24 protein-coding genes are annotated in these 22,716 nt (G+C 66.0%); 22 read left to right on the forward strand and 2 right to left on the reverse strand.

Translation table 11 applies throughout. The features are described 5' to 3' along the window. Positions 1-57: 57 nt before the first annotated feature. The 3 genes from AC3WJI_RS02425 (at position 58) to AC3WJI_RS02435 (ending at position 2,167) form a co-directional block, all read left to right on the forward strand. Positions 58-651: a TetR/AcrR family transcriptional regulator gene (locus AC3WJI_RS02425; RefSeq protein WP_492755641.1), complete on the forward strand. Its 594-nt coding sequence runs from the start codon at positions 58-60 to the stop codon at positions 649-651. After that, the gene (locus tag AC3WJI_RS02430) at positions 648-1,067 is read left to right on the forward strand and encodes a PaaI family thioesterase (protein ID WP_492755642.1); all 420 of its coding nucleotides are present in this window, start codon (positions 648-650) and stop codon (positions 1,065-1,067) included. Before AC3WJI_RS02425 ends, AC3WJI_RS02430 begins: the two co-directional genes overlap by 4 nt. 71 nt (positions 1,068-1,138) lie before the next feature. Then, the gene (locus AC3WJI_RS02435; protein ID WP_492755643.1) at positions 1,139-2,167 is read left to right on the forward strand and encodes an HlyD family secretion protein; all 1,029 of its coding nucleotides are present in this window, start codon (positions 1,139-1,141) and stop codon (positions 2,165-2,167) included. Positions 2,168-2,214: 47 nt separating this feature from the next. Here the strand turns inward: AC3WJI_RS02435 and AC3WJI_RS02440 are convergent, their stop codons facing one another. Further along, a complete protein-coding gene (locus AC3WJI_RS02440; RefSeq protein WP_492755644.1) occupies positions 2,215-3,054 on the reverse strand; it encodes an SDR family NAD(P)-dependent oxidoreductase in 840 nt (279 codons plus the stop codon). A 39-nt stretch (positions 3,055-3,093) separates the two neighbouring features. On the opposite strand from AC3WJI_RS02440, the gene AC3WJI_RS02445 reads away from it, so the two are divergent. The 17 genes from AC3WJI_RS02445 to AC3WJI_RS02525 all read left to right on the forward strand — a co-directional run bounded on the left by AC3WJI_RS02445 (position 3,094) and on the right by AC3WJI_RS02525 (position 18,491). Continuing rightward, positions 3,094-3,531 (forward strand): winged helix-turn-helix transcriptional regulator, encoded by a 438-nt coding sequence (locus AC3WJI_RS02445; protein ID WP_492755645.1) that lies wholly within the window; start codon positions 3,094-3,096, stop codon positions 3,529-3,531. Positions 3,532-4,546: 1,015 nt separating this feature from the next. After that, positions 4,547-7,915, forward strand: a complete 3,369-nt coding sequence (locus AC3WJI_RS02450; protein ID WP_492755646.1) for a TonB-dependent receptor — start codon at positions 4,547-4,549, stop codon at positions 7,913-7,915. Positions 7,916-7,983: 68 nt separating this feature from the next. Further along, entirely contained in the window at positions 7,984-9,477 is a 1,494-nt protein-coding gene (locus AC3WJI_RS02455; RefSeq protein ID WP_492755647.1) for a tryptophan halogenase family protein, read from the forward strand. Between the two features lie 38 nt (positions 9,478-9,515). Next, positions 9,516-11,441, forward strand: a complete 1,926-nt coding sequence (locus AC3WJI_RS02460) for an NPCBM/NEW2 domain-containing protein (RefSeq protein WP_492755648.1) — start codon at positions 9,516-9,518, stop codon at positions 11,439-11,441. 17 nt (positions 11,442-11,458) lie between these two features. Beyond that, the gene (locus AC3WJI_RS02465; RefSeq protein WP_492755649.1) at positions 11,459-12,841 is read left to right on the forward strand and encodes a DUF4832 domain-containing protein; all 1,383 of its coding nucleotides are present in this window, start codon (positions 11,459-11,461) and stop codon (positions 12,839-12,841) included. Between the two features lie 186 nt (positions 12,842-13,027). Then, positions 13,028-13,153 (forward strand): hypothetical protein, encoded by a 126-nt coding sequence (locus AC3WJI_RS02470; protein ID WP_492755650.1) that lies wholly within the window; start codon positions 13,028-13,030, stop codon positions 13,151-13,153. Between the two features lie 193 nt (positions 13,154-13,346). Then, positions 13,347-13,625: a hypothetical protein gene (locus AC3WJI_RS02475; protein ID WP_492755651.1), complete on the forward strand. Its 279-nt coding sequence runs from the start codon at positions 13,347-13,349 to the stop codon at positions 13,623-13,625. A gap of 192 nt (positions 13,626-13,817) precedes the next feature. Beyond that, positions 13,818-14,381: a helix-turn-helix domain-containing protein gene (locus AC3WJI_RS02480; protein ID WP_492755652.1), complete on the forward strand. Its 564-nt coding sequence runs from the start codon at positions 13,818-13,820 to the stop codon at positions 14,379-14,381. Positions 14,382-14,416: 35 nt separating this feature from the next. Beyond that, positions 14,417-14,749, forward strand: coding sequence for a hypothetical protein (locus AC3WJI_RS02485; RefSeq protein ID WP_492755653.1), 333 nt, complete (start codon positions 14,417-14,419; stop codon positions 14,747-14,749). Between the two features lie 40 nt (positions 14,750-14,789). Continuing rightward, complete coding sequence (locus AC3WJI_RS02490; RefSeq protein ID WP_492755654.1) at positions 14,790-15,236, forward strand: hypothetical protein; 447 nt, start codon at positions 14,790-14,792, stop codon at positions 15,234-15,236. 5 nt (positions 15,237-15,241) lie between these two features. Beyond that, positions 15,242-15,814, forward strand: coding sequence for a JAB domain-containing protein (locus AC3WJI_RS02495; RefSeq protein WP_492755655.1), 573 nt, complete (start codon positions 15,242-15,244; stop codon positions 15,812-15,814). Between the two features lie 193 nt (positions 15,815-16,007). After that, positions 16,008-16,283: a hypothetical protein gene (locus AC3WJI_RS02500; protein WP_492755656.1), complete on the forward strand. Its 276-nt coding sequence runs from the start codon at positions 16,008-16,010 to the stop codon at positions 16,281-16,283. A 60-nt stretch (positions 16,284-16,343) separates the two neighbouring features. After that, a complete protein-coding gene (locus tag AC3WJI_RS02505) occupies positions 16,344-16,547 on the forward strand; it encodes a hypothetical protein (protein ID WP_492755657.1) in 204 nt (67 codons plus the stop codon). Then, positions 16,544-17,062 (forward strand): LuxR C-terminal-related transcriptional regulator, encoded by a 519-nt coding sequence (locus tag AC3WJI_RS02510; RefSeq protein ID WP_492755658.1) that lies wholly within the window; start codon positions 16,544-16,546, stop codon positions 17,060-17,062. Before AC3WJI_RS02505 ends, AC3WJI_RS02510 begins: the two co-directional genes overlap by 4 nt. 61 nt (positions 17,063-17,123) lie before the next feature. Beyond that, positions 17,124-17,492 carry a hypothetical protein gene (locus AC3WJI_RS02515; RefSeq protein WP_492755659.1) on the forward strand — a complete coding sequence of 123 codons (369 nt, stop codon included), beginning with the start codon at positions 17,124-17,126 and terminating at the stop codon, positions 17,490-17,492. 59 nt (positions 17,493-17,551) lie between these two features. Continuing rightward, complete coding sequence (locus AC3WJI_RS02520) at positions 17,552-17,968, forward strand: hypothetical protein (RefSeq protein WP_492755660.1); 417 nt, start codon at positions 17,552-17,554, stop codon at positions 17,966-17,968. Positions 17,969-17,987: 19 nt separating this feature from the next. Continuing rightward, complete coding sequence (locus AC3WJI_RS02525; protein ID WP_492755661.1) at positions 17,988-18,491, forward strand: hypothetical protein; 504 nt, start codon at positions 17,988-17,990, stop codon at positions 18,489-18,491. Between the two features lie 48 nt (positions 18,492-18,539). On the opposite strand, the gene AC3WJI_RS02530 is transcribed toward AC3WJI_RS02525, so the two are convergent. Continuing rightward, a complete protein-coding gene (locus tag AC3WJI_RS02530) occupies positions 18,540-19,040 on the reverse strand; it encodes a Ros/MucR family transcriptional regulator (RefSeq protein ID WP_492755662.1) in 501 nt (166 codons plus the stop codon). A 1,102-nt stretch (positions 19,041-20,142) separates the two neighbouring features. Between AC3WJI_RS02530 and AC3WJI_RS02535 the strand changes: the two genes are divergently transcribed. Further along, positions 20,143-20,577: a DUF2958 domain-containing protein gene (locus AC3WJI_RS02535; RefSeq protein WP_492755663.1), complete on the forward strand. Its 435-nt coding sequence runs from the start codon at positions 20,143-20,145 to the stop codon at positions 20,575-20,577. An 85-nt stretch (positions 20,578-20,662) separates the two neighbouring features. Continuing rightward, positions 20,663-22,558, forward strand: coding sequence for a ParB/RepB/Spo0J family partition protein (locus AC3WJI_RS02540; RefSeq protein WP_492755664.1), 1,896 nt, complete (start codon positions 20,663-20,665; stop codon positions 22,556-22,558). The last annotated feature ends 158 nt before the right edge of the window (positions 22,559-22,716 follow it).

Below are 22,716 nucleotides of genomic sequence, written 5' to 3' on the forward strand. Positions count from 1 at the left end.
GCCGGCTACTGGTACAGCTTTTATATGATGGCCATCATATAAAGCAAGGAGTGGGCAATGCGCTATGACGCCGAGCACCGCGAGCGCACCCGCGCGACGATATTGAAGGAGGCCGCCGGCGCGATTCGCGCCAAGGGGCCAGACGGCGTCGCCGTCGCTGCGCTGATGAAGCAGGCGGGGCTCACCCATGGCGGCTTCTACGCGCACTTCAAATCGAAGGATGACCTCGTTGCCGAGGCGATCGGGGTGATGTTCGAAGAGGCGCGCAACCGCTTCGATCGCAGCCGGGCGGAAGCGAATCCGCAGCAGGCGCTATCCGAATATGTCAGCTTCTATCTCTCGCCAATGCACCGCGATGCGCGCGGGAAAGGGTGCCCGGTAGCGGCGCTCTCGGGCGACATGGCGCGGCTCGAGCCGCAGGGCCGCGAGCGCTTTGGTCGGGGCGTTGCGACGCTGGCCGCGTGGCTGGGCAAGGCACTAGCGGCACACGGTATTGCGGATGCGGAGGCGGCAGGACGGTCGATGCTGTCCGAGCTCGTCGGCGCGCTGCTGCTGTCGCGCGCCGTGGCGGATCCGTACGAATCCGATGCGATCCTCACCAGCGCGGCCCTGTCGATCCGCACTCGTTACGGACTGGAGGAAGCACAATGACCGGACTGGAACAAGTGCAGGCGCTGCTTGCCGCCGGCGAGCAGCCGCCGATCGGCGAGACTTCGGCTTTCTCGCTCGTCGAGGTGGCCAGGGGACATGCGGTGTTCGAGGGTATTCCCGACAGGCGGGCCGATAATCCGCTCGGCACCGTGCATGGCGGCTATGCGGCCACCTTGCTTGACAGCGCCTGCGGCATCGCGACGCACACCGCGCTCGAGGAGGGGCAGAGCTACACAACGCTCGAGCTCAAGGTCGCCTATCACCGGGCGATGACGGTCGATACCGGCGTCGTGCGCGCGACGGGGTCGGTGCTCTCGATCGGCCGGCGCGCCGCCTTCGCCGAGGCCCGGCTCGTCGATGCCAATGGCCGGCTCCTGGCCTCGGCCACCTCCACGCTGCTGGTGATCGCGTTGTGACTGCAGCCGCGAACGAAACCGAAGACACGCCGCGTCGTCGCCGGATCCCCCGCGCAGCTTTGGCGGGAGGCGTGGCGCTGGCCGTTGCGGCGGGCGGCGCGCTGTGGATCGCCAGTCCCGCATCGAGCGAGACTACCGACAACGCCTATCTGCGCGCCGACAGCACGATCGTCTCGGCCCGAATCGGTGGTCAGATTGCGCAGGTCCTGGTGCGCGACAATCAGACGGTGAGGGCCGGCGACGCGCTGGTGCGCATCGACGACAGCGAATATTCGGCCAAGCTGGCGGCGGCGCAGGCGGCGGTGCACGACGCCGACGCGGCAGTGGCAGGCGCGGAAGCGGCGCTGAAGACCCATGCCGCGGATAGGCAGGTCGCCGGTGCCAATGTCGCGGTCGCGCGAAGTGCGATCGGGGCGTCCGCAGCAGAGCTCAGGCGGGCACAGGTCGACGATGTGCGCTACCAGGCGCTGCTCGCGCGCGGATTCGCCACTCGGCGCGAGGCCGAGCGCATCCATGCAGCCTATCTCGACGCACAGGCCAAGGCGGGACAGAACAATGCCGCCCTCATCGCGTCGCGCGACCAGGCAGGCGCGACCGTCACGCGCAAGGACAGCCTGCTCGCCGATTTGGCACGGGCGAGGGCCGGGGCTGAGCGCGCGCGTGCCGCATTGCGCTTGGCTCAGCAGGATCAGGGCTACACCATGGTTCGGGCACCGATCGACGGGGTGGTGGGCAATCGCCGCACGCAGCCGGGCGACTTCGTGCAGCCTGGCTCGCGCTTGCTAACCCTGGTGCCAAGCCGCCAGCTTTATGTGGTCGCCAACTTCAAGGAGACCCAAACTGCGCGGATGCTCGTCGGGCAGCGGGTCGAGGTGCATGTCGATGCGCTGGGCAACCAGAAGCTGACCGGCCGCATCGACAGCTTCGCGCCGGGATCGGGTTCCGAATTCACCTTGCTGCCGTTCGAGCCGGGATCGGGCAACTTCACCAAGATCGTCCAGCGCGTGCTGGTCCGCGTGGCGCTAGATCCGGGTCAGCCGGCGGTCGCGCGCCTGCGTCCGGGCCTCTCGACGACCGTAAGGGTAGAGCTCGGTCCCTGAAGATGCTGGCCGGCGCCGGGTGCGAGCCCGGCCCCGGCGAATGGAATTCACGCCGCTTCGGTGAGTGCGGACGCGTAGCGCTGCGCTACAGCGCGTTTCGAAAGGTTGGGTCCGAGTGCGAGCCGCGCCACCTGAAGGGCCTCCCATTGTCCCTCGTCCGGAAGCGGCGGGATGGTCACCGGCTCGCGCCGGTCGAAGCCCACCAGCGCCGCGTCGACCATATCCTCGACGTCCATCACGAAGTCAGGCGGAAACGCGTCGACATCCTTACCCGAGCGTGCCCAGATCTCCGTACGAGTAGCGCCTGGCAGCACCGCCTGCGTGTAGACGCCCTTGGCTGAAAGCTGGGCTGACATTGCCTGGCTCAGGTTGAGCAGGAATGCCTTGGTGCCGCTGTAGATACCATCGAACATCTCGGGCGCCAGCGCCAGGACAGAGGCGATGTTGACGATCGCGCCACTGCCCTTCGCGGCGAATATCTTGGCTGCCGCAGCCGCCAGACGGGTGGGGGCGGTGACGTTCAGCGCGGTGATCGCGCTGATCTCTGCCGCGCCGTTCTCAAGCACGCTGCCGTCCAGCGACTTGCCCGCATTGTTGATCAGGAGCGTGATGTCGCCGGCCTCGAGTCGCGCTTCCAGCGCCGCGACATCGACATCCCTGGTGAGATCGGCCGCGATGATTTCGACTTCCACTCCGGTCTCGCTGCGCAGCCTTTCGGCGAGCGTTTCCATGCGTCCGACGTCGCGTGCGGCAAGGACGAGGTTATAGCCGCGCTTCGCCAGCCGATCGGCATAGACCGCGCCGATGCCGCTCGATGCCCCTGTGACAAGGGCTGTTCCGGATAGTTCGGGCATTGCATTTCTCCTGACTGGCAAGCCATTCGCCAAGTCACTTGCAAAATGATAGGGAGTCACTATCTTTTTGCAATGGACATTGGGAAATATCGTTCGGGACCCTGTCCCGTCGGCCGCGCGCTTGCCCGGATCGGCGATCCGTGGAGCATGCTGATCCTCCGTAACGCCAGCCAGAATCCAATCCGCTTCGAGGCGGCGCGCGCCAATCTCGGTATTGCGCCCAACATCCTTACGCGGCGGCTGGCTGCGCTCGTCGAGGATGGCCTGCTGGTGAAGCGTGCCTACAGCGCCCGGCCGCCGCGCTTCGAATATGTCCTCACCGACAAGGGTGCGGACGTGGTACCGATCCTGATGGCGATCGGTGCCTGGGGCCGCAAATATCATGGCGAGGGGGGCACGAGCTATGTCGTCGACGAAAGTGGTACTCCCGTCGAGCCGCTGGTCGTAGACGCGCGCTCCGGCAGGGCTCTGGCCCTCGGCACGATGCGCATAGTGCCCGCTGGAATGTAAGGACATGCGGATTGGCAGCAACATCAACTATTGTCTGCCCTTGGCTGCGTAGCGATCTGTGCTGGACCGAGGCGATGCGCGCGCTACGCGCAGCCTGGCAGCGCGCTTGTCGGCCAAACTCGCGATTGAACCGACGAGGCAGCTTCAATGACGCTGATTCCGGATCGGCCGGCCCTCCCCGATTGGGTGGGACTGTCAGGGACCTGCGCAACAACCATCAGAAGGCGATTTGTTGGCAGCTGCATAATGCGGCCTAGGGTTCGAAAGCGGGCTCCCGACCCCGCGCGCCCTTGATGTCCCGCTGCTGGCGCGCGTAGCGACCCTCTGCGACACCGACACGCCGCGCAAATGCGACGCTGAAGGTGCCGGCAGGACCGTAGCCGACCTGTCGAGCGACCTTCTCGAATAGCGGCTATTCGTGCTCCAGCAATTGCTTGGCCAGCACCGTGCGCCAGGGTACTAGACACCCCCCGGGGGCCATGCCGACCGCGCCGCGGACGCGATCGAAGAGAGCTGATCGCGACACGGCGGCCGCGCTGGCCAAGGCCTCGATGGTCGAGGGTGCTGTCGGTCGCTAATGAATTTGCGGATCGCGCGGCGACGCGTTCGTCCTCCGGTCCGCGGAGGATGCCGCTCGACACTTCGGGCCCCGATGCGCGGAGCGCCTCGATGAACAGAATATCCATGAGCCGCGCCGGATCACTTCGCGTCCGGCTCGCTCGGCCCACGTCTCTTCGACGGCAAGTTGGATCAAGGAGATGAGGCGCGCGTCGCGGCGCTCACTCCTGATCGAGGTGTGCGGGCGGCCCTGAGCGGTACGCGTTCGCGCCGGACTGCCCGAGCCGCCCCACGCCGCATAAGATACCAAGTCGTATTTCGTTTTGTTTCCTTGTGCCGCGCACTTTGTATTTATCAGATAATTATTGCTTGCGAATACAGTCGAATCGTGCGAGCCAGTGCAACACCAATGTAACGAAACGCAAGATTTCAACAATTGCATGGGGGGCAATTCACCATGAGACGTGCGCGCTTTCGCAATTTCCTCGTCGCTGGAACGGCGCTTTGGCTGATCGGCACCACTGCTCCCGCGCTCGCCCAGGATGCGGCCGGCCCGCAGGCCGAGTCGGCCGAGGCTGATGGCTCCGAAGACATCGTCGTTACCGGCCAGCGCCAGGCGCTCGCCACCGCTGCCAAGCTCAAGCGCGATGCCGACACGGTGGTCGACTCGATCACCGCCACCGATATCGGCGCCTTCCCCGACAAGTCCGTCGCCGAGGCGCTTCAGCGCGTCCCCGGCGTAACCGTCATCCGCTCGGCCGCGCGGGACGACGTCATGCATTATTCGGCGGAGCCTTCGGGCGTCGTCATTCGCGGGCTCCAGCAGGTCCGCTCCGAATTCAACGGCCGCGACAGCTTCTCCGCGACTTCGGGCTATGGCCTGAGCTGGAGCGACGTGTCGCCGGAGCTGATGGCGGGGGTCGATACCTACAAGAATCAGACGGCCGAGATGATCGAGGGTGGCATCGCCGGCACGGTCAATTTGCGCACGCGCAAGCCGTTCGACCAGGCCGGCCGCGTGTTGACGCTCAGCGCGACGCAGAATTATGGCGACATCAGCCAGCGCGCGACCCCGGACATCTCGGGCGTGTTTTCCGATCGATGGTCGACCGGCGTCGGGGAATTCGGCCTGCTGGCCAACGCAGCCTATTCGCAGGTGGTGACTCGGTCGCAAGGCATCACCACCCCGCGGGTCATGCCCTTCGCTGCCGGCGTCTATGAGAACCGAATGGTCTATATCCCGTCGGGGATCGGCTTTTCCGAGACAAACTATGACCGCAAGCGCTTCGGCATCGCGGTGGCCGGCCAATGGAAGAGCAACGACGGCAATCTGGTCGCTACCGCCCAGTACAACCGCTCGAGCTACAAGACGACCTGGGTCGAGCATCAGCTGCTCAGCTATTGGACCTGGGTCGATCCGGCCAACACCAATCACTCGACGGTTTGGACCGACCCGACTTTGATCCAGCCGCCGCGCGCGCTGGGGCCGACGGCACCGAACGGGACGCCCTTCACGTTCCGCGAGGACGGGCTGTTCCAGACGGGCACCATCACCACCTCGCGCGGGGGCTGGGGCTTTGGCGGCATCGCCGACTGGGCAACGGGGGAATATACCCCCGGATCGACCGACTATCTCGGCGTGCTGCCCAATGGGCTGCCTTTGTATCAGCCGTGCCTCAATACCGACGTCACCACCGGCGGGCGGCCTTGCCGTGCTGGCTCGCCGCTGGACGTCGCCACCCGCTATTCAAACGAGGATCGGGTCATCTCCGACGCCTCGTTCAACCTAGTCTGGCAGGCCACCGACCGGCTGATGTTCAACTTCGACTATCAGCGAGTGAAGGCCACCAACTATAATTACGACATCACCTTCAACATGCGCACCTGGGCGGACATCGCCCTCGATCTGCGCGGCGCGACCCCGCAGGTCTCGTTGTTGTCGCCGTCGGGCTACAACACCACCGGCCAGGACTGGCTGACCAATCCGAACGACTACACCCCCGCCTCGGTGATGGACCATATCACCGACAGCAGCGGCCAGATGGACGCATTCCGCCTCGACGGCGGCTACAGCTTCGACTCGCCATGGCTGTCCGAGATCCGCTTCGGCGGCCGCTATGCCAACCGGCGGCAGGAGCATCAGTGGTCGGTCTACAACTGGCAGAGCATCACCTCCGACTGGCAGACCAACCCGGCGGGCTCGGTGTTCGCGAACAGCGGCCGCAACACTATCGGACGCGACAGCGCGGGCAACCCGATCCTCTTCGAGGGATATGGTTCGCCTTACTGGGAGGTTCGTCCCTACGGCCAGCAGATCTTCGGCGGCGGGGTGATCACCAATCCGAGCCTGTTGTTCATGCGCTCGGACATTCTCGCCAATCCGAACGAGACCTATAACCGCTTCAGCATCGGCGGGCAGACCGACGAGGGCGGCGTGGCTTCTTCGCAGTGGAACCCGATCTGCCACCGGCCGGAAGAGATCGAGGGCAGCTGCTTCACGCCAGGTGAACTCCTAGACGTGCGGGAGAAGACCAAGTCGGGATATGTCATGGCCAAGTTCGGCGGCGACAACGCGACGCTGGGCGGCGTCACCGTGACCGGCAACATCGGGGTTCGCTACGTCAACCTGCGCACGCGTAGCGAGGGTTCGCTGATCTACGCCGATGCGTTCACGCCGGCGGAGACGCTCTGCGTGCCGCTGACCCCCGAACAGATCGGGCAGCTCGGTCCGGGTCAGTACGCGATTTCGCCGGGTTGCCTTGCGGCGGGCTCGACCCAGGACCAGGCATTCTCGACCGGCGGCAGCCTCGGCTCCACAGTGGAGAACAGGAACGACTATTGGCTGCCCAGCCTTAACCTTCGCTTAGGCCTCGGCGACGATCTGTTCGTGCGCTTCGCGGCATCGCGGGCGATCTCCAAGCCCGACATCGGCTTGCTGAAGAACTTCACGCAGATCCGGCGTGGCGGCCTGCCGCAGTCGGAGATCCGCGTCGGCAATCCCAACATCGTTCTCAATGCGGCCGGTACTCCGATCTCCTATCGCTACGCCTATACGGCGCAGACCGGCAATCCGCGCTTGCGGCCCATCCAGGCGGATCAAATCGACATCTCGATCGAGAAATATGACGGCAGTGTCGGGTCGTTCAGCCTCGCCGGTTTCTACAAGAGGTTCCGCGACTATATCCAGAACGGCACCTTCTCCGTGCCGGTGACCAACGGCGGCGTGACGCGTGAGGTCATCGTGACCGGACCGGTCAATGGCGAGGGTGCGTCGATCTACGGTTTCGAAGCCGCCTTCCAGCGTTACTTCGACTTCCTGCCGGGCCTGCTCAGCGGCTTCGGCGTCCAGGCCAACTATACCTATATCAAGAACGATGGGGTCAAGAACGCACAGCTGGTGGTCGACACCACCGGCGGCAGTGCGGTTGCCCGATCGGCATTGTCCGGCATGATCCAGGTCGACCGCCTGGAGAACCTCTCGGATCACTCGTTCAACGCCATGCTGCTATACGAGAAGGGCCCGATCGGCGCCCGTCTCGCCTATAATTGGCGCTCCGAATATGTGAACTCGATCAACGATTGCTGCCTGGGCTTCCCGGTGTGGAACCAGGCGGAGGGGTTCCTCGACGCCTCGCTGCGCATCGCGGTGACGCCGAGCCTGGAGTTCAACTTCCAAGGCTCGAACCTGCTCAAGACCCGGATCAAGATGAAGTCGCAGGTCAGCGGACCCACCGACGTCGAGCCGGATCGCGAAGTGATGTTCCTGCCCGGTGGCCAGTTCGAGTATGACCGCCGCTTCCAATTCGGCGTCCGCGCGAAGTTCTGACGCTGGAGGTAGTTGGGCGCCGATGTTGAAAAGGCATCGGCGCCCGGCGCCGCTCTGAAGGAGAGGGGATGCAGCGGATCGTGATCCTGGGCGGCGGCACCGCGGGGTGGATGGCCGCAGCGTGCCTGGCGCGAACCCTGGGGACCGAAGGGCGTTCGATCACCGTAGTCGAATCCGAGGAGATCGGCACCGTCGGCGTCGGCGAGGCGACGATCCCGCTGATCGAAACCTTCCATCAGATTCTCGGGATCAGCGCGGTGGACGTGCTGCGCAACTGCGACGCGACCTTCAAGCTCGGCATCGAGTTCGTCGATTGGGGCAGGCGCGGTGAACGCTATCTGCATCCCTTCGGGCCGATTGGTACCGACCTCAACGGCGTCGGCTTCCTGCAACATTGGCTGCGCCACCGCGCCGAAGGCGGCGATAGCGCCTATCTCGATTATAGTCTCGAAAGCCGCGCGGCGATGGCGGGGCAGTTTGGGATGACCCAGCTGCAGCCCGGCGAGCAGCAACTCCACTTCGCCTTTCATTTCGACGCGGCGCTCTACGCGGCGATGCTGCGGCGCTATTCCGAGCGGCTCGGGGTGACCCGTGTCGAGGGAATGGTGCAGATCGTGCGGCAGGACGGCGAGACCGGCGACGTTACCGCGCTGGCGCTGCGTGACGGGCCCGAGATCGCCGGGGACTTCTTCCTCGATTGCTCGGGATTTCGGGGGCTGCTGATCGAGCAGACGCTCGGCGCGGGCTACGACGACTGGAGCGGATGGCTGCCGTGCAACCGCGCGGTGGCGGTGCAGAGCGGGCGGCTCGCCTTACTGTCGCCGTTTACGCGCTCGACCGCGTTCGACGCAGGCTGGCAATGGCGCATCCCGCTCCAGCATCGCACCGGCAACGGCCATGTGTTCTGCGACGCCTTTCTATCTGAGGACCAAGCGAGCACGACGTTGCTGGCTCGGCTCGACGGCCCTGCGACGATCGAACCGCGGATGCTGCGTTTCGTCACCGGGCGGCGGCGCAAGACCTGGGACCGCAACGTCGTCGCGCTCGGGCTGGCGGGCGGGTTCGTCGAACCGCTCGAGAGCACGTCGATCTACATGGTCCAGTCGGCGCTCGCCAAGCTAATGGCGATGTTCCCGCGCGACGAACGCGCGCATCCGGCGACGATCGCCCGCTTCAACGCGATGATGGCGGCCGAATGGGAGCGCGTCCGCGACTTCATCATCGCGCACTACAAGGTCACCGACCGCAACGACACGCCGTTCTGGGCCCATTGCCGCAACATGGCGGTGCCCGACGGCCTGGCCGAGCGTCTCACCCTCTTCGCCGAGGAGAGCCTATTCATCGAGCAGCCGCACGACCTGTTCAAAGAGCCAAGCTGGGCTTCGGTGCTGATCGGGCAGGGGATGATGCCCAAGCGCCATCATCCGGTCGCCGACGCGGCACCGCGCGAGGCGCTCGACGCCCAGCTCCGGCGGATGCGCACTGCCGTCGCCGCGCGGCTCGCCGGGCTGCCCGACCACGCCGCCTATATCGATCAATGCATCAGCAACGCCGCCGCATGACGCGGCGGCCCGACGCTTCCTCCAGTACGGGACCTCCCATGTCCAAGCGCACGCTCTCGGCCTCTTGCCTCACCCTCGGGCTGCTGCTCGCCGCCGCGGCGCCGGCCGTGGGGCAGACCGGAACGGCCGCCGATCCGCTCGCGCCGACCGGGCGCTGGAGCCTACCCGAGCGCAAGCAGGGGCTGACTCCGCCGATGGGGTGGAGTTCGTGGAACGCGTTCCGCACGGACGTCGACGAGGCCAAGGTGATCGGCTCGGCGCAAAAGCTGGTCGACAGCGGGCTCGCCAAGCTCGGCTATGTCTATGTCAATGTCGACGACGGCTGGTGGCTCAAGCGCCGCACCAGCGACGGGCGGATGCAGATCCGCACCAAGATTTTCCCCTCGGCGGCGGGCGAGGGCGGCAACACCAGCTTCCGCGCGTTCGTCGACCGGATCCATTCGATGGGGCTCAAGGCCGGGCTTTACAGCGATATAGGCCGCAACGCCTGTTCCCAGGCGTACGACCTTCACTCGCCCAACTTGCCCGAAGGCACCACCGCTGAACGCGAGGTCGGGCTGTTCGGGCATGTCGACCAGGACATTGCGCTCTACTTCCGTGAATGGGGGTTCGACTATCTCAAGGTCGATGCCTGCGGGATCAATGTCTACGCACCCGGCAGCGCGATCGTGAAGCAATATGGCTACACCCCGGTGACGCCGCTGATCGATCAGGCCTCGATCAACCGCACTGACGTTCCGGCGGTGCGCGGGCTCTACGAAGCGGTCGGCGCGGCGCTGGCGCGACACAATCCCGACGGCGACTATATCTTCTCGCTGTGTGCCTGGGGCAGCGCCGATGTGCGGACCTGGGGCAAGCAGGTCGGCAACATGTGGCGGACCAGCGGTGACATCACGCCGAACTGGACGCGGATGCTGCACAATTTCGACAGCGCCTCGACCCGCGCGCTCTATGCAAAGCCCGGCGCGTGGAACGATCCCGACATGCTGTTCGTCGGGCACGGCGATTTCGACGAGCGGCATTTGACCGAGGCGCAGTCGCACTTCGCCTTATGGGCGATCATCAACGCGCCGCTCTTGATCGGCTATGACCTGCGCAACGCGCCGCAGAGCCTGATGGACATCTGGAGCAACGCCGACATTATCGCAGTGAACCAGGACAAGGGCGGCCACCAGGGCGTGATCGCCTATGCCAGCGACGATGTGCAGATCATCGTCAAGACGCTGAGCGGCGGTCGCAAGGCGGTCGCGTTGTTCAATCGCGGCGAGCGCCAGGCGCAGGTCGAGCTGACTGCCGCGCACCTCAAATTCGCCGCCGACGCGCCCATTCGGATGCAGAACCTGTGGGACAAGTCGACCCTCGTGCCGTTCAAGGGCGAGACGCACTTCACCCTGGCGCCCCGCCAGACCCTGATCTTCGAGGCGACCGGCGAGCGCCGGCTGGCCGACGGCGTCTATCTCTCCGAGATTCCGGGCGACATCAACGTCGCCACCGACGGGATCGTCGTACCCGAAGCCGATCCGGTGGTGCACCGCATGATGGGTCAGTGGAGCGGCACCCGCGACACCGGCGAGCGGCCGATTTACGCGGGCTGGGGCGGGGCGCAGGCTGACGCCACCCCCTACGACCAGACGCTGCAGATCGCCGGGCGGCGGTTCGATACCGGGATCGGCATCCTCGCCCGCTCGCGGCTCGAAATCCGCAACACCGGCGGACGCAATCGCTTCGAGGCACTCGTCGGCGTCGACGATTCTACCCGCAACACCAAGGATCGAGTGCGCTTCCGCGTCTATGGCGACGGCCGTCTGATCGCCGAGAGCGGACCGATGCGCTTCGGCGATGCCGCGCGGTCGCTCAGCGCTGATCTCCGCGGCGCGAAGCTGGTCGAGATCGTCGTGGCGGCGGAGAGCAGCGGCAGCGACCTCCCCCTGGTCGCGACCTGGGCCGACGCGGCGCTTCGCTGATGCGTGGGTCATGTGCAATGCGCTGGACGGCGCTCGTGATGCTCGCTGCTGCAGGGTGGGTCGGGCAAGTCAGTGCGCAAGCTCGGGTAGAGGCGCGCTTCGCCTCGACCGACGCGCCGCTGGCCAACCCCGAACGCGGCTTTTACCGCGCGAGCCGGGGTGATCTCGACCGGATCGATCCCGCCTTTCTTGAGACGGCGTATCGGGACGGCTATCGGCTGATCTACGCGCGGATCAACCTCGGGCCCTATCGGACCGCAGCACTACCCGCCGATTATCTCAAGCGGCTCGAAACAGGGTTCGCCGCGGCACGCCGCGCCGGGGTCAAGCTCATCGTCCGAGGGGTGTATAATTATCCGCGCGGCGAGACCGAGTATCGCGACGCCAAAGATGCGGCGCTGCCGATGGTGCTGCGCCACCTCGCCCAGCTCAAGCCGGTATTCCAGGCCAATGCCGACGCGATCGCCTATGTCCAGGCGGGTTTCGTCGGAGCGTGGGGCGAGTGGCACACTTCGTCCAACGGGCTGACCGAACCCGCGGCCCGTAGTGCGATCAAGGATGCGCTGCTCGATGCCGCGCCGGCCGACCGCTTCGTTCAGTTTCGCTACCCGCCTTATATCGAAGCCTGGGCTGCCGAACTGCCAGCGCCCGCGACGTCGATCGGACGGGGGTTCCGGATCGGCTTCCACAATGACTGCTTCCTCGCCAGTCAGACCGATGTCGGCACCTTCAGCGAGGACGCGGGCACGCGTACCGCCGAGCAGGCCTATCTTGACCGGCTCGGCGACGTCGCGCCGTTCGGGGGCGAGACGTGCAACCCCGCCGACGATCCCGGCGCGGCGCCGCGCACGCAATGCGCGGATATTCTTCGCGAAGGGGCGCGGTACAACCTGACCTATCTCAACGCGGACTATTATCGTCGGCTGTTTCACGACGCCTGGGCGCGCGGTGGCTGCTACGATGCGGTCGCGGCGGAGATGGGCTATCGGCTGGCGCTGGTTTCGGTCGCGCATCCGGCACAGGCCGTCGCGGGGGGTAGCTTCCGGCTTGACCTGACGGTGCGCAATGACGGCTGGGCGCGACTTTTCAATCCGCGCGTCCCCTTACTCATTCTGCGCAATCGCGCGGATGGCACGCTCGTCCGCCTGCCCGACGACGGCGATCTGCGCGGCTTGCTGCCGGGGGAGAGCAAGGTTGTGCCGCTGGCGGTGACGCTGCCGCACACCATGCCGCGGGGAAGCTATGATCTGCTGGTCGCCCTTCCGGACCCAAGCGCGCGCCTTGCGAACGATCCGCGCTACGCGGTTCGGCCGGCGAATGCCGACGACAGTACCAAGGCGCAGGGCTGGGACGCCGCGCTCGGCGCCTTTCGCACGGGAACGCACGTTGAGGTGCACTGACCAGAGGAAGTACCCGATGATCCACCACCGCTTGCTGTGGATTACCGGCGCCTGCCTTGCCCTCTGCCGCGACCGCCCTCAACGCCGCCTGCCGCGCGCAACAGCGGACCCAAGGCCTTGCCGTCGAGCGTGCAGGAGCCTCCCGGAGGCTTAGCGCGTTGTCGCGTCGAGCGGATGGAAAGGCCTATGAGTATGATGTTCGCAAACGAGCGCCGCCTGCGTTGCCGTGCGATGCTCGCCCGCGATATTGCGGCCAGCACTGCCGATCCCGATCGCCGCCGTGACCAGCTCCGGCTGGCGAGAGGGCTGTAGCGCCAACAGTTGGAGAGCCCGGACAGCTATCTCTATCTTTGCCGAATTGACCGATTGATGTCGGCTGGTATGCGCGGCCCCCTGGAACCATCAAGCGTCTAATCTTGCCGACCAATTACGCCGTTCGGAAGTTCAAGCGAACCGGCGCCGGATCGGCGCTGCATCCCTCGTACGCTTTTGTTGGGGAACACATATGGAGATCGTTAAGCTCGCGCCCGGGGTGATGGCGTCCGACGAGGCTGACTGCATCAAAATCAACGAAACCGAGGGTAGATACTCGCTGGTCGCCTCCGCACTGATGGCCTGCGTTGACGGCAAAAACATGGAGTCGGTCGCGCTCGTTGCGAGCGATCCGTATCCGACGTACGAAGCAGCCGAGGCGGCTGGCCTCGCTTGGGCGGAAGCACATTGCGTCGATAAAATCTTTATCGAATCTGGCGGGAATGCGGAGCAGGTCAGGTCATCACCCTGAACCGTTTGCTGGGCCACCTCTTTGCGACGGGGCTCGGCAACACGAAGGTGTGACGACGGCGCTGGATCGAACTAGGCCGACATTGCATCGAATTTGCGGCCCCCTGGCACGTGCAGGCGTTGCGCAGCCCGACCTTTAGCCGCGCGCGCTGGTGAGAGGATCGTCCACGGCGTTTGAAGCGAGTCGCGGGGAATGTACCGTGCGGCGATGCCGCCTACCGCAGACCAGATCGCACGCGTGCCGCACCTTACGGAAGCGCAGCGGCGATGCATTCGATTGGTCGCAATCGGATCCTCGAAACATATTGCGGCCCGCCTGGGAATTTCCCATCGAACGGTGGACCAGCACATCGGAGCAGCGCTGCAACGCCTCGGCGTGTCTGACCGCTATGCGGCGCTGTCCCTGGTCCAGGCGTGGGATGCGACCCATCCGCAAGATTTACCTAGGCAAATGCCGGACGTTGCGGACTCCGGCGCGTCAAGCATCTTGGAGTCGCCGTATCCAACGCGGCAGCCGCAGTGGGAAAGCGGGCAGATCCGGGAGCCGGGTATCGATTACGCCATCGATGCTCAACCTGTGTCGCACGACGCCTCTGCAATACCGGAGACCTTGCGCCATGAGACGACCCGTCTTCAAACGGCTACGAAAATCATCCGCCTGACCCTCGCACTTGCCATCATCCTGAGCGCCGCCGAGCCGATTGGACGGGGTTTCGAGGTGCTGGCCCAATTCATTCTGCATCTTCGGAACAAGTGACCCGGCAGCCACGCCTGCCGGGCAGGGAGAAGCCAATGCGCAGAAATAGGATTGTCGACCGCTCGGTGCTCGCCGTCGGCGAGGCACTGTTGCCTGTCGAGAAGAACGCAAATTACAGTGCTGCCGAGGCGCACCGCCTCGTCGCGACCATGCTCGAGGAGCGCACCAAGGCCCACCATGGCGGGGTGCCCGCGGATTTCGGCTCGGATGCCATCGCTCTGGCTTCGAGGGGTGCGGACCACCTGACGATCGCGGCCAACTGCTTCAACGGATCGCACAAGGTGCTCGCCGACCTGCTCGGCGATCTGGGTTACGGCCCGCAATGCCCGGTGGGCCGATTGCTGCAATCCGTCGATCGGGCCGCCTGACCGGATTGACCGGAGGGTGGGAGCATGGTCCTTCGACTGCATGCTCTCCCCCCTCGGCATAGTCTATGTCTATGGTTTCTGGCTTTCCCTCCCTTTGGCATGCCTCGCAGCGTGGGGCTGGGGAGGGCGGGCCGAACGCGCGGCAGCAGCCTATTTCCTGATAGCGCTCCTTGCCACATCCTGGGTGCACAGCAGCCATGCCAAGGCGTTTCTTCATATCGAGGCGGGCGTGGTCGCGGTCGACCTGGTCTTGCTCGTCGCGCTGGTGCGCGAGGCATATCGTTCGGGCCGCGGGTGGCTGATATGGGCATGCAGCTTTCAGGCGATCGCATCGCTCGGACACGTGGCGAAGCTGATACGGCCAGAAATGTCGCGTCTGGCCTACGGGCTGATGGAGGGCGTTTCGGGTTGGCCGACCTTGGTCGCGCTGACCTGGGGCATTTGGCAGTATCGCCGCAGCCGAGGATGCATTGCCAGCAAATCCTAGAGCAGTTGCTGGACGGGCTGGACGGTGTCGATCATAGCGCCGCCGCCCGAACGATCATCGCCCATTTCGGTTCACTCAAGGAAGCGCTCGCGGCTCCGGCGATTGCGCAGCTGCGCGTCTGCGACAATCTGAGGGTGGTCCGCATGCTGCGCGCAGTCCAGCGAGCGGCATTTTGGATGCAGCGGCGCGAACTCGACGAACGAATAAGCCTGGCATCCGCGCGAAACGCGTTCGAATATCTTCATCTCACGCTCGGCATGGAGTCGCGCGAGCAGGTCCGCCTTCTTCTGCTCGACGCCCGCAACGGGCTCATTCGCGACGAGCTGCTTGGGCAGGGCGGCGTCTCCTCGTGCCCGATGGAGGTCAGGGATGTTGTCATGCGCGGGCTCGAAGCTGGCGCCGCCGCGATGATCCTTGCGCATAATCACCCGTCCGGTGAGCCCAACCCAAGTCAGGCCGACATCGAAATCACGCGCCGTGTCGCGCAAGGCGCGCAGACCGTGGAGATGCGGCTCGTGGACCATATCATCGTCACGCGCGCGGGCTGTACCAGCCTGAGGACGAAGGGGCTGATCTAGTGCCGCGCATTCTCGATCCGCGCGCTGGGCAGGATAGTCGCCACCGGGCGGCGCGCGACGGAGGGCGGCGGCGGTGCCGCGCGCGTCGAGCATCGTCTTCCCCGCGCGGCCAAGCACTCGCCGGCGTACAGAGCGCGTTGCGGGCGCGCGCTGCCAGCGTGATCTTGACCCGGGGCGCAATCGGAGGCCTCTCATGAAGCACCCGCCGACAGCAACGGTCTGGCTGTGTCTCCTCGGTGACATACTCGCTCTTTTGCCGGAGTTGCCGAGACCCCTGCTGGAGGCCCTCGCCGACGGCATCATCGATCTGCTCGACACCAAGGACGGGGACGCTGACCTCGAACCGGAGGATCCGGCGGAAGAGGACGAGCCTGAAGAACATTGGGTGCAGCCGCTTTGCGCGGCTTCTCTCAGGATCGCTCCTTCGATCCCGCTCGATATGCAATATAGGCGAGGAGCGGAGCGATAAGTCAAATCGGCGCTTGCCGCGCCGGCTTGTCTGCAATGAGCAACTGCGCATAGTTGGACAATGATCCGCGCGGCCCCTGATTTGAACGCGCTGCGCCGACAGCTCGGCGCGGAAATCGATCGTGCGCTTCGCACCAGTGACCACATCGGGACGAGTACAGTCAGCTGCCACCTGCAAATGGCTCGGGATATCCTCGACGATGTGCCGGTGCTGCCACTCGCCGGTCCCAGCCACGATTCGACCGATTTGGCGCCAGATCAATGAGCCCGGCAGACCCCAGTGCGCCGACTTCGGAGACGCTCGAGGCGCCCGCGCGAGCCGGCAACATCGCCGGCCGCTTCGGCAAGCTCACCAAACGCCAGAGGGATTGCCTGCGTTTGGTCGGGCAGGGATATACCTCGAAGGAAATCGGCCCCCGGCTCGGGATCAGACACTCGACCGTGGACAACCACATTCACAACGCCGTGCAGATCCTCGAGGCCCCGGGTCGCGCTGAAGCGGCCCGGATGCTCGCGGATCACGAGGCTTCGCCTGGGCAGCGATTGCCTAGGCATCCGCCGCCGCTTGCCGACGCCATGCCTGCCGCCGATGACGAGGCTCAGGCAGCGCGTCACGAGAACTTCGATCTAGGCACGCTGCTTCCACCGATAGGGGGCCGCATCAATGATTTGCCCACACCGTACCGCATTTTCGTCATTGCGAAGATCGCCCTGTTTTCCACGCTCGTGTTTCTAGCCTGTGTGATCGTGATCAGAACCTGTTTCGACGCGCTTCGCTAGGGCGCACCCTGCACCGAGGACATCAATAGAAAAGCGCCCGATCCGGGGCCGAGGAGGAGTCATGACCCATCTGACCGAAGGCGCCGCGCGCGTGATCGCGGGCGATATCACCGAGGTGTTCCATGCAACTGACAACGCTTTGTTGAGCAGCGCGCGCGTGACGACCTCCGTGATCGAAGGCACTGCCATGTCCGGGATGCACCCGAGAACCAAGCAAAAGCTCCTTGAGAGCCTCAGCGCCGGGTTCGGGAAGTTGTTGGAGGGGCGAAAGGAGATGGTCGACGCCCATAGCCAGATGGTCGTCATTCAACGCCAAAGCAATCTCGAGACGGTTGACTTCGGTTGCTGGGGTGCGCCGCAAACAATCTTCACGACCGCCGAGGCGGGCCACAGCACCCCGTCGGCCGCCGGCATCTTGCCCGCGCAATGATGCGATGCGCGCGGGGCGCAGCTTGACCTGGCGCAATCCGCCGTGATGGGCTGACGCCGATGGTCGGCTATCTTTTCTCAGTCTTGCTGTTCGGCAGCTGCGCTTATGCGTGGTTGGCCGGAGGGAGTGAAGGTCGATGGATCGTCATCATGATCGTAGCGGCCGCGTTGCTGAGTGTGCCTGCCGCGCATCTGGACCAGCGCTGGTCCCATACGCAATTGCCGGTATTGGCCGTCGACCTGTTGCTTTTGCTCGGCCTCCTCTGCGCCGCGCTTCGCAGCCGATCCTATTGGCCGCTATGGATGACTGCCTTTCACTTGATCAGCGTGACGACCCATCTCGCCACCGTTGCCAAGCCCGAACTCAAGCCTATCACCTATTTTGCGCTGCAATCGTTTTGGAGCCTGCCGCTGCTTCTAGCGATGGTAGGCGGTATCATGCTGGATCGGCGGGCCGGCCTCCCTCTCCAGCGCTAATCCGGCGCAAGGCGCAGTAATGGCTTCGCAAGTCGCGGCGGCGGAGGACCCGGTCGAGGCGGAATTGACTGCGATAGCCGAAGGCTTTCGAGCCTTGGCCGCCCGCCTTGCAGTCGTGACCGGCGCGACCTCGCCGCGCCAGCCCGGCCGTGTTCCTCCGCTCGCTGCGATGCAGGTGCGGCGGTATCTTGGCGCTCGGCGACTGCGGGAACAACTGCTGCCGGCTGAACTCTTCGCCGATCCCGCTTGGGATATCTTGCTCGCTCTCTACGCCAGCGAACTTTCAAACCAATCGGTGAGCATCACCGAAGCGTGCGTCGCGTCATGTGTCCCCTACACCACTGCGCTGCGCTGGCTCGGGCGTCTCGAGGAATTGGAGCTGGTGAACCGCGTCCACGATGCCAGCGATGCCCGTCGCAGCCATGTCGGACTGACCGCCTCCGCGCGGAACGGCCTATCGCAATGGCTAGAACAGGTGGCGTGGCTATTAGCGCCCCAACAAGCGGGCGAGCCCGGCAGCTGATCCGCCGCCCGGGCGTAGCAGGACCGTCTGCACCAGTTTTTTGCCAGCTTATTCCGATTTCGCCCGGCCTCGGCCTACCGGCTTCGGTGCAGGAGCGCTCGCGACCTTCTTGGCCGCGCGGCCTCTCGCACCCAGGCCGATCTTCATTGCCATTGCTCGGCGCTGCTCGGAATAGGCTTCCGATACCATTGGATAGTCCGGCTTCAGGCGATAGCGGCGGCGATAGTCCTCAGGCGTCAGGCCGTGCTTCGACAAATGCCGGCGTAGTGTCTTGTAGGGCTTGCCGTCGATCATCGACAAAATATGATCTCTTGAAGCTAGCGATTTGCGCACCGTGACAGCCGGGGTGAAATCTGGCTCAGAGGCGCTTTCGATTGCTCCATCGTCCGCGCCCGAAAATCCCGCTTCGAGCTCCCGCAACGTGCTGTGGATCGTGCGCAAGAATGCCGGCACGTCGTCGGCAGCGATACGATTGCTCTGGTTCCCAAGCCACGCAATCGTAAGCTCGGTCGCAAGTTCTACTGCATCGTTTCTTGTTTCTTCGGACATCACACCCTCCGACATTGTATAAGACGGGGCCTCGCATCGCCGCGTGCGAATTAATCCATAATGGATGTATTGGGAAAGTCGATCCTTTGCCGTGAGACTGGATGTCGCCGGCTGGGCGCGGACCGTGGCGTATTTCTGGCGGCCTCGGGATGACTTGACTAGCGAACGCTCAGCGCGCGCTACCTTCGAAGCCGTCAAGATAGAACTTGAACGCCGGCGATAACGGAGCATCTGCGCTCGCGCGTCCGGCGACTTATGCCGGGCGGCCAGGCGATGGTGCGCGGCAAATGGCGTGAGTTGCCGCGGGCAAGCGGCTGAAGCCTCCCGGGATGGTTTGAGCGCCCCGCCAGGCTCAAGGCCGGACATCGGAAGTAGCGGTGCGAAATACCGCACCTCAACCGAGCAAGCGCCCGCGCGACCGCACGCTCTATGGCCTTCCGGCGGACGGCCACCGAGCCCTGTGGGTCTCGGCCTGCCGGTGACGATCGGCTGGCGGGGCAGCGTGCGCTGCCCTGAAGGTGCGGGGCTGAGGACGCACACTGCCGGACTGCTGCGCAGCCGGGCAGGGTGCGGCGCCTGAGCGCGGCCCCGCGGGCACACGCGCTCTGCAGCCGGGCGGCGCGCCCGGTTTCGCGCCCGGCGACATGCTGCCGCCTTTGGGCGCGAAGCCCGACCCTGCGCCGCTGGTCCGGCTGCGCCGCGCGGGAGCCCGTTCTTGTCGGGTCGGCGGCACGCCGCCGAGGACGATGCGGTCGCCGCTGGCGCGGCGGCGTGGTTATGGCCTCTCCCGGTGGCGCGGGAGTGGGCGGCGCGCCCTGCTAGGCCCGCCCGCGGACCCGGCAAGCCGGGCTGTGCCCGGCTCCTTCACTGTCGTTGCGGCCCTGCGCCACCCCGCCGCTGCGCGACGGGGACCCCGGCTGCGGGTGCCCGGTCCGCTCGAGGCGGGCCTCTCCGGTCGCTTCTGCCGCCCACCCCCGCTTCCGGGGGAGGCCATGGGTCCGGGGCGGTGGAGGAGGCTCGCGATGCGTTCCATCCATCCGCGTCCCGCATGCGCGGCCGGGGGGAATCCCGCGCGCTCCTTCGACCCGGAGGAGCCACGATCATGAAGCTGCTTACGGAAGAGCTGCGCGCCGCTTTGCGCACCAATGCCGCCGTCGCCGCGACCGGCGCGCGCGGGCACGACCCCGTGCCGGTCGTCAAATTCTTCAACCCCATCGGCGCCGCGACATGGCTCGCGACCGAGCTGGACGCCGATGGCGACACGCTGTTCGGGCTTGCCGACCTCGGCTTTGGCTGTCCCGAACTCGGCTATTTCAGCCTGTCGGAGATCGCCGCGCTGCGCCTGCCGTTCGGGCTGCGCGTCGAGCGCGATATCGGTTTTTCGACCGACCGGCCGCTGTCGGTCTGGGCCGATACTGCCCGGCGCACCGGCTCGATCCTCCTCGCGCAGCAGCAGTTGCGATCCGCCAAGGCCGACGGCGCGGGCAGCGCGCCCGATCCCGACCCGCTTCCGCCCTCGGACACCGGGGACGGCTGACGCGCGGCGCGTTCCCGCCGCAACCCAGCCGGTCCCGCCCATCTTGGAAGGAATGACGGGACCGGCGCTCATCAGGAGCATTCCCATGAGACTCGCATTTCTCCCGCTCGACAAGCTGGCCGTGAGCAAGGCCAATATGCGCTACGGCAAGCGCCCGCCCGATGTGTCGGATATCCTCTCCACGATCCGGAAGCGGGGTGTGATCGTCCCGTTGGTGGTGCGCCCGAGTCCCCATCCCGAGCCGCTCAGCGGATGCGCGCCGGGCACCCATGAGATCATCGCGGGCGCGCGGCGCTTCACGGCGGCGGGGATCGTCGCAACCGAGCGTCGCGCCGACGCCGGTGACACCGAGCCGCAGGACGATATGCTGCCCTGCGCGATCCTCGAAGAGGGCGACGATGCCGACGCCATCGAACTCTCGATGATCGAGAACATGGCGCGGCTCGATCCCGATGAGGTGACCCAATGGGTCAGCTTCACCCGGCTGGTGAAGGAGGGGCGGAGCCCCGAGGACATCGCCGCGACCTTCGGCCTGCCCGATCTCGCCGTGAAGCGCGTGCTGGCGCTCGGCAATCTGTTGCCGCGCATCCGCGCGATGTACGCCAAGGAGGAGATCGACCGCGCGACGATCCGCCACCTGACCCTCGCCAGCAAGCGCCAGCAGCAGGACTGGCTCGGCCTTGTCGACGATCCGGAGGCCCGCGCGCCGACCGGGGCGCAGATCAAGTCCTGGCTGTTCGGCGGCCAGTCGATCCCGGCGAGCCTTGCCTTGTTCGATGTCGAGGCGAGCGGGCTGGCAACGGTCGGCGACCTGTTCGCCGAGGACCGCTGCTTCGCCGATGCCGGGGCATTCTGGGCAGCGCAGGACGCGGCGGTCGCCGCGCGGCGCGATGCCTATCTCGCCGAGGGCTGGGGCGAAGTCGTGATCGTGCCCAAGGGCGAGCATTTCGCCAGTTGGGAGTATGAGAAGCGGCCCAAGCGCAAGGGCGGGCGTGTCTATATCCATGTTCGCGCGAGCGGCGAGGTCGGCTTCCACGAAGGCTATGTCACACGGCGCGAGGCGGCGAAGGCGGACAAGGCCGAGGCGGTGCCAGGCGAGAAGCCCAAGCGCCCCGAGGTCACCTCGGCGCAGCAGGTCTATATCGACCTGCATCGCCATGCCGCCGTGCGCGCGATGATGCTCGATCATCCCGGCGTCGCGCTGCGGCTGATGCTCGCGCACCTGATCGCCGGGTCGCCGCTCTGGAGCGTGCGGCGTGAGCCGCAGGCGGCGCGCGACGAAGCGACGCAGGAGAGCGTCGAGACCTGCGCAGGCGAGACCCGCTTCGACGAGCGCCGCCGCGCCGTGCTGCTGTTGCTCGGCATGGAACCCGAGCGCGAGACGGTCACGCGCAGCAGCGCAGGCGAGACCGAGCAGGTCCGGCTGTTCCTGCGCCTGCTCGACCTGCCCGATGCCGCGCTGGGCGATGTGATCGGCGTTGCGATGGGCGAAACGCTCGCGGCAGGAAGCGCGGCGGTCGAAATTGCCGGGCAGACGCTCGGCATCGACATGGCCGACTGGTGGCAGGCCGATGCCGCCTTTTTCGACCTGCTGCGCGACAAGGAAGCGCTTGCCGCGATGGTCGCCGAGGTGGCGGGCGAGCGGATCGCCAGCGCCAATGCGAAGGAGACCGGCAAGACGATGAAGCGGATCGTCATCGACCATCTTGGCGGGGTCGGCGGGCGCATCAAGGTCGAGCGCTGGGTGCCGCGCTGGATGACCTTCCCGCCCGCCGCCTATACCGGGCGGGGCGGGGTCGGCACGGTACGCGTCGACGCCAAGGTTGCCGCCGCAAGGGCCGCTATCGCGTGTGCCGCCGGACCGGATCGCGATCCCGATCCCGACCCTGCGGCGCCCGTCGCACTGCTGCCCGCGCCGGACACGAAGGGCGAGGTGGGCGCCAACGATAGCGGTGCCGTGCCCGAACCGCTCGCGGCCTGACCCGACGAGGAACGCGCGGGGCGGTGTCCCGCGCGTTTTCCGGCGCGGCGAGACGCGCTGCGAACCCTGAAATCCGGCCGCGGGGGGGGGGGGGGGGGGGGGGGGGGGGGGGGGGGGGGGGGGGGGGGGGGGGGGGGGGGGGGGGGGGGGGGGGGGGG

The organism is Sphingomonas sp. FW306-1B-B10E (assembly GCF_058782005.1).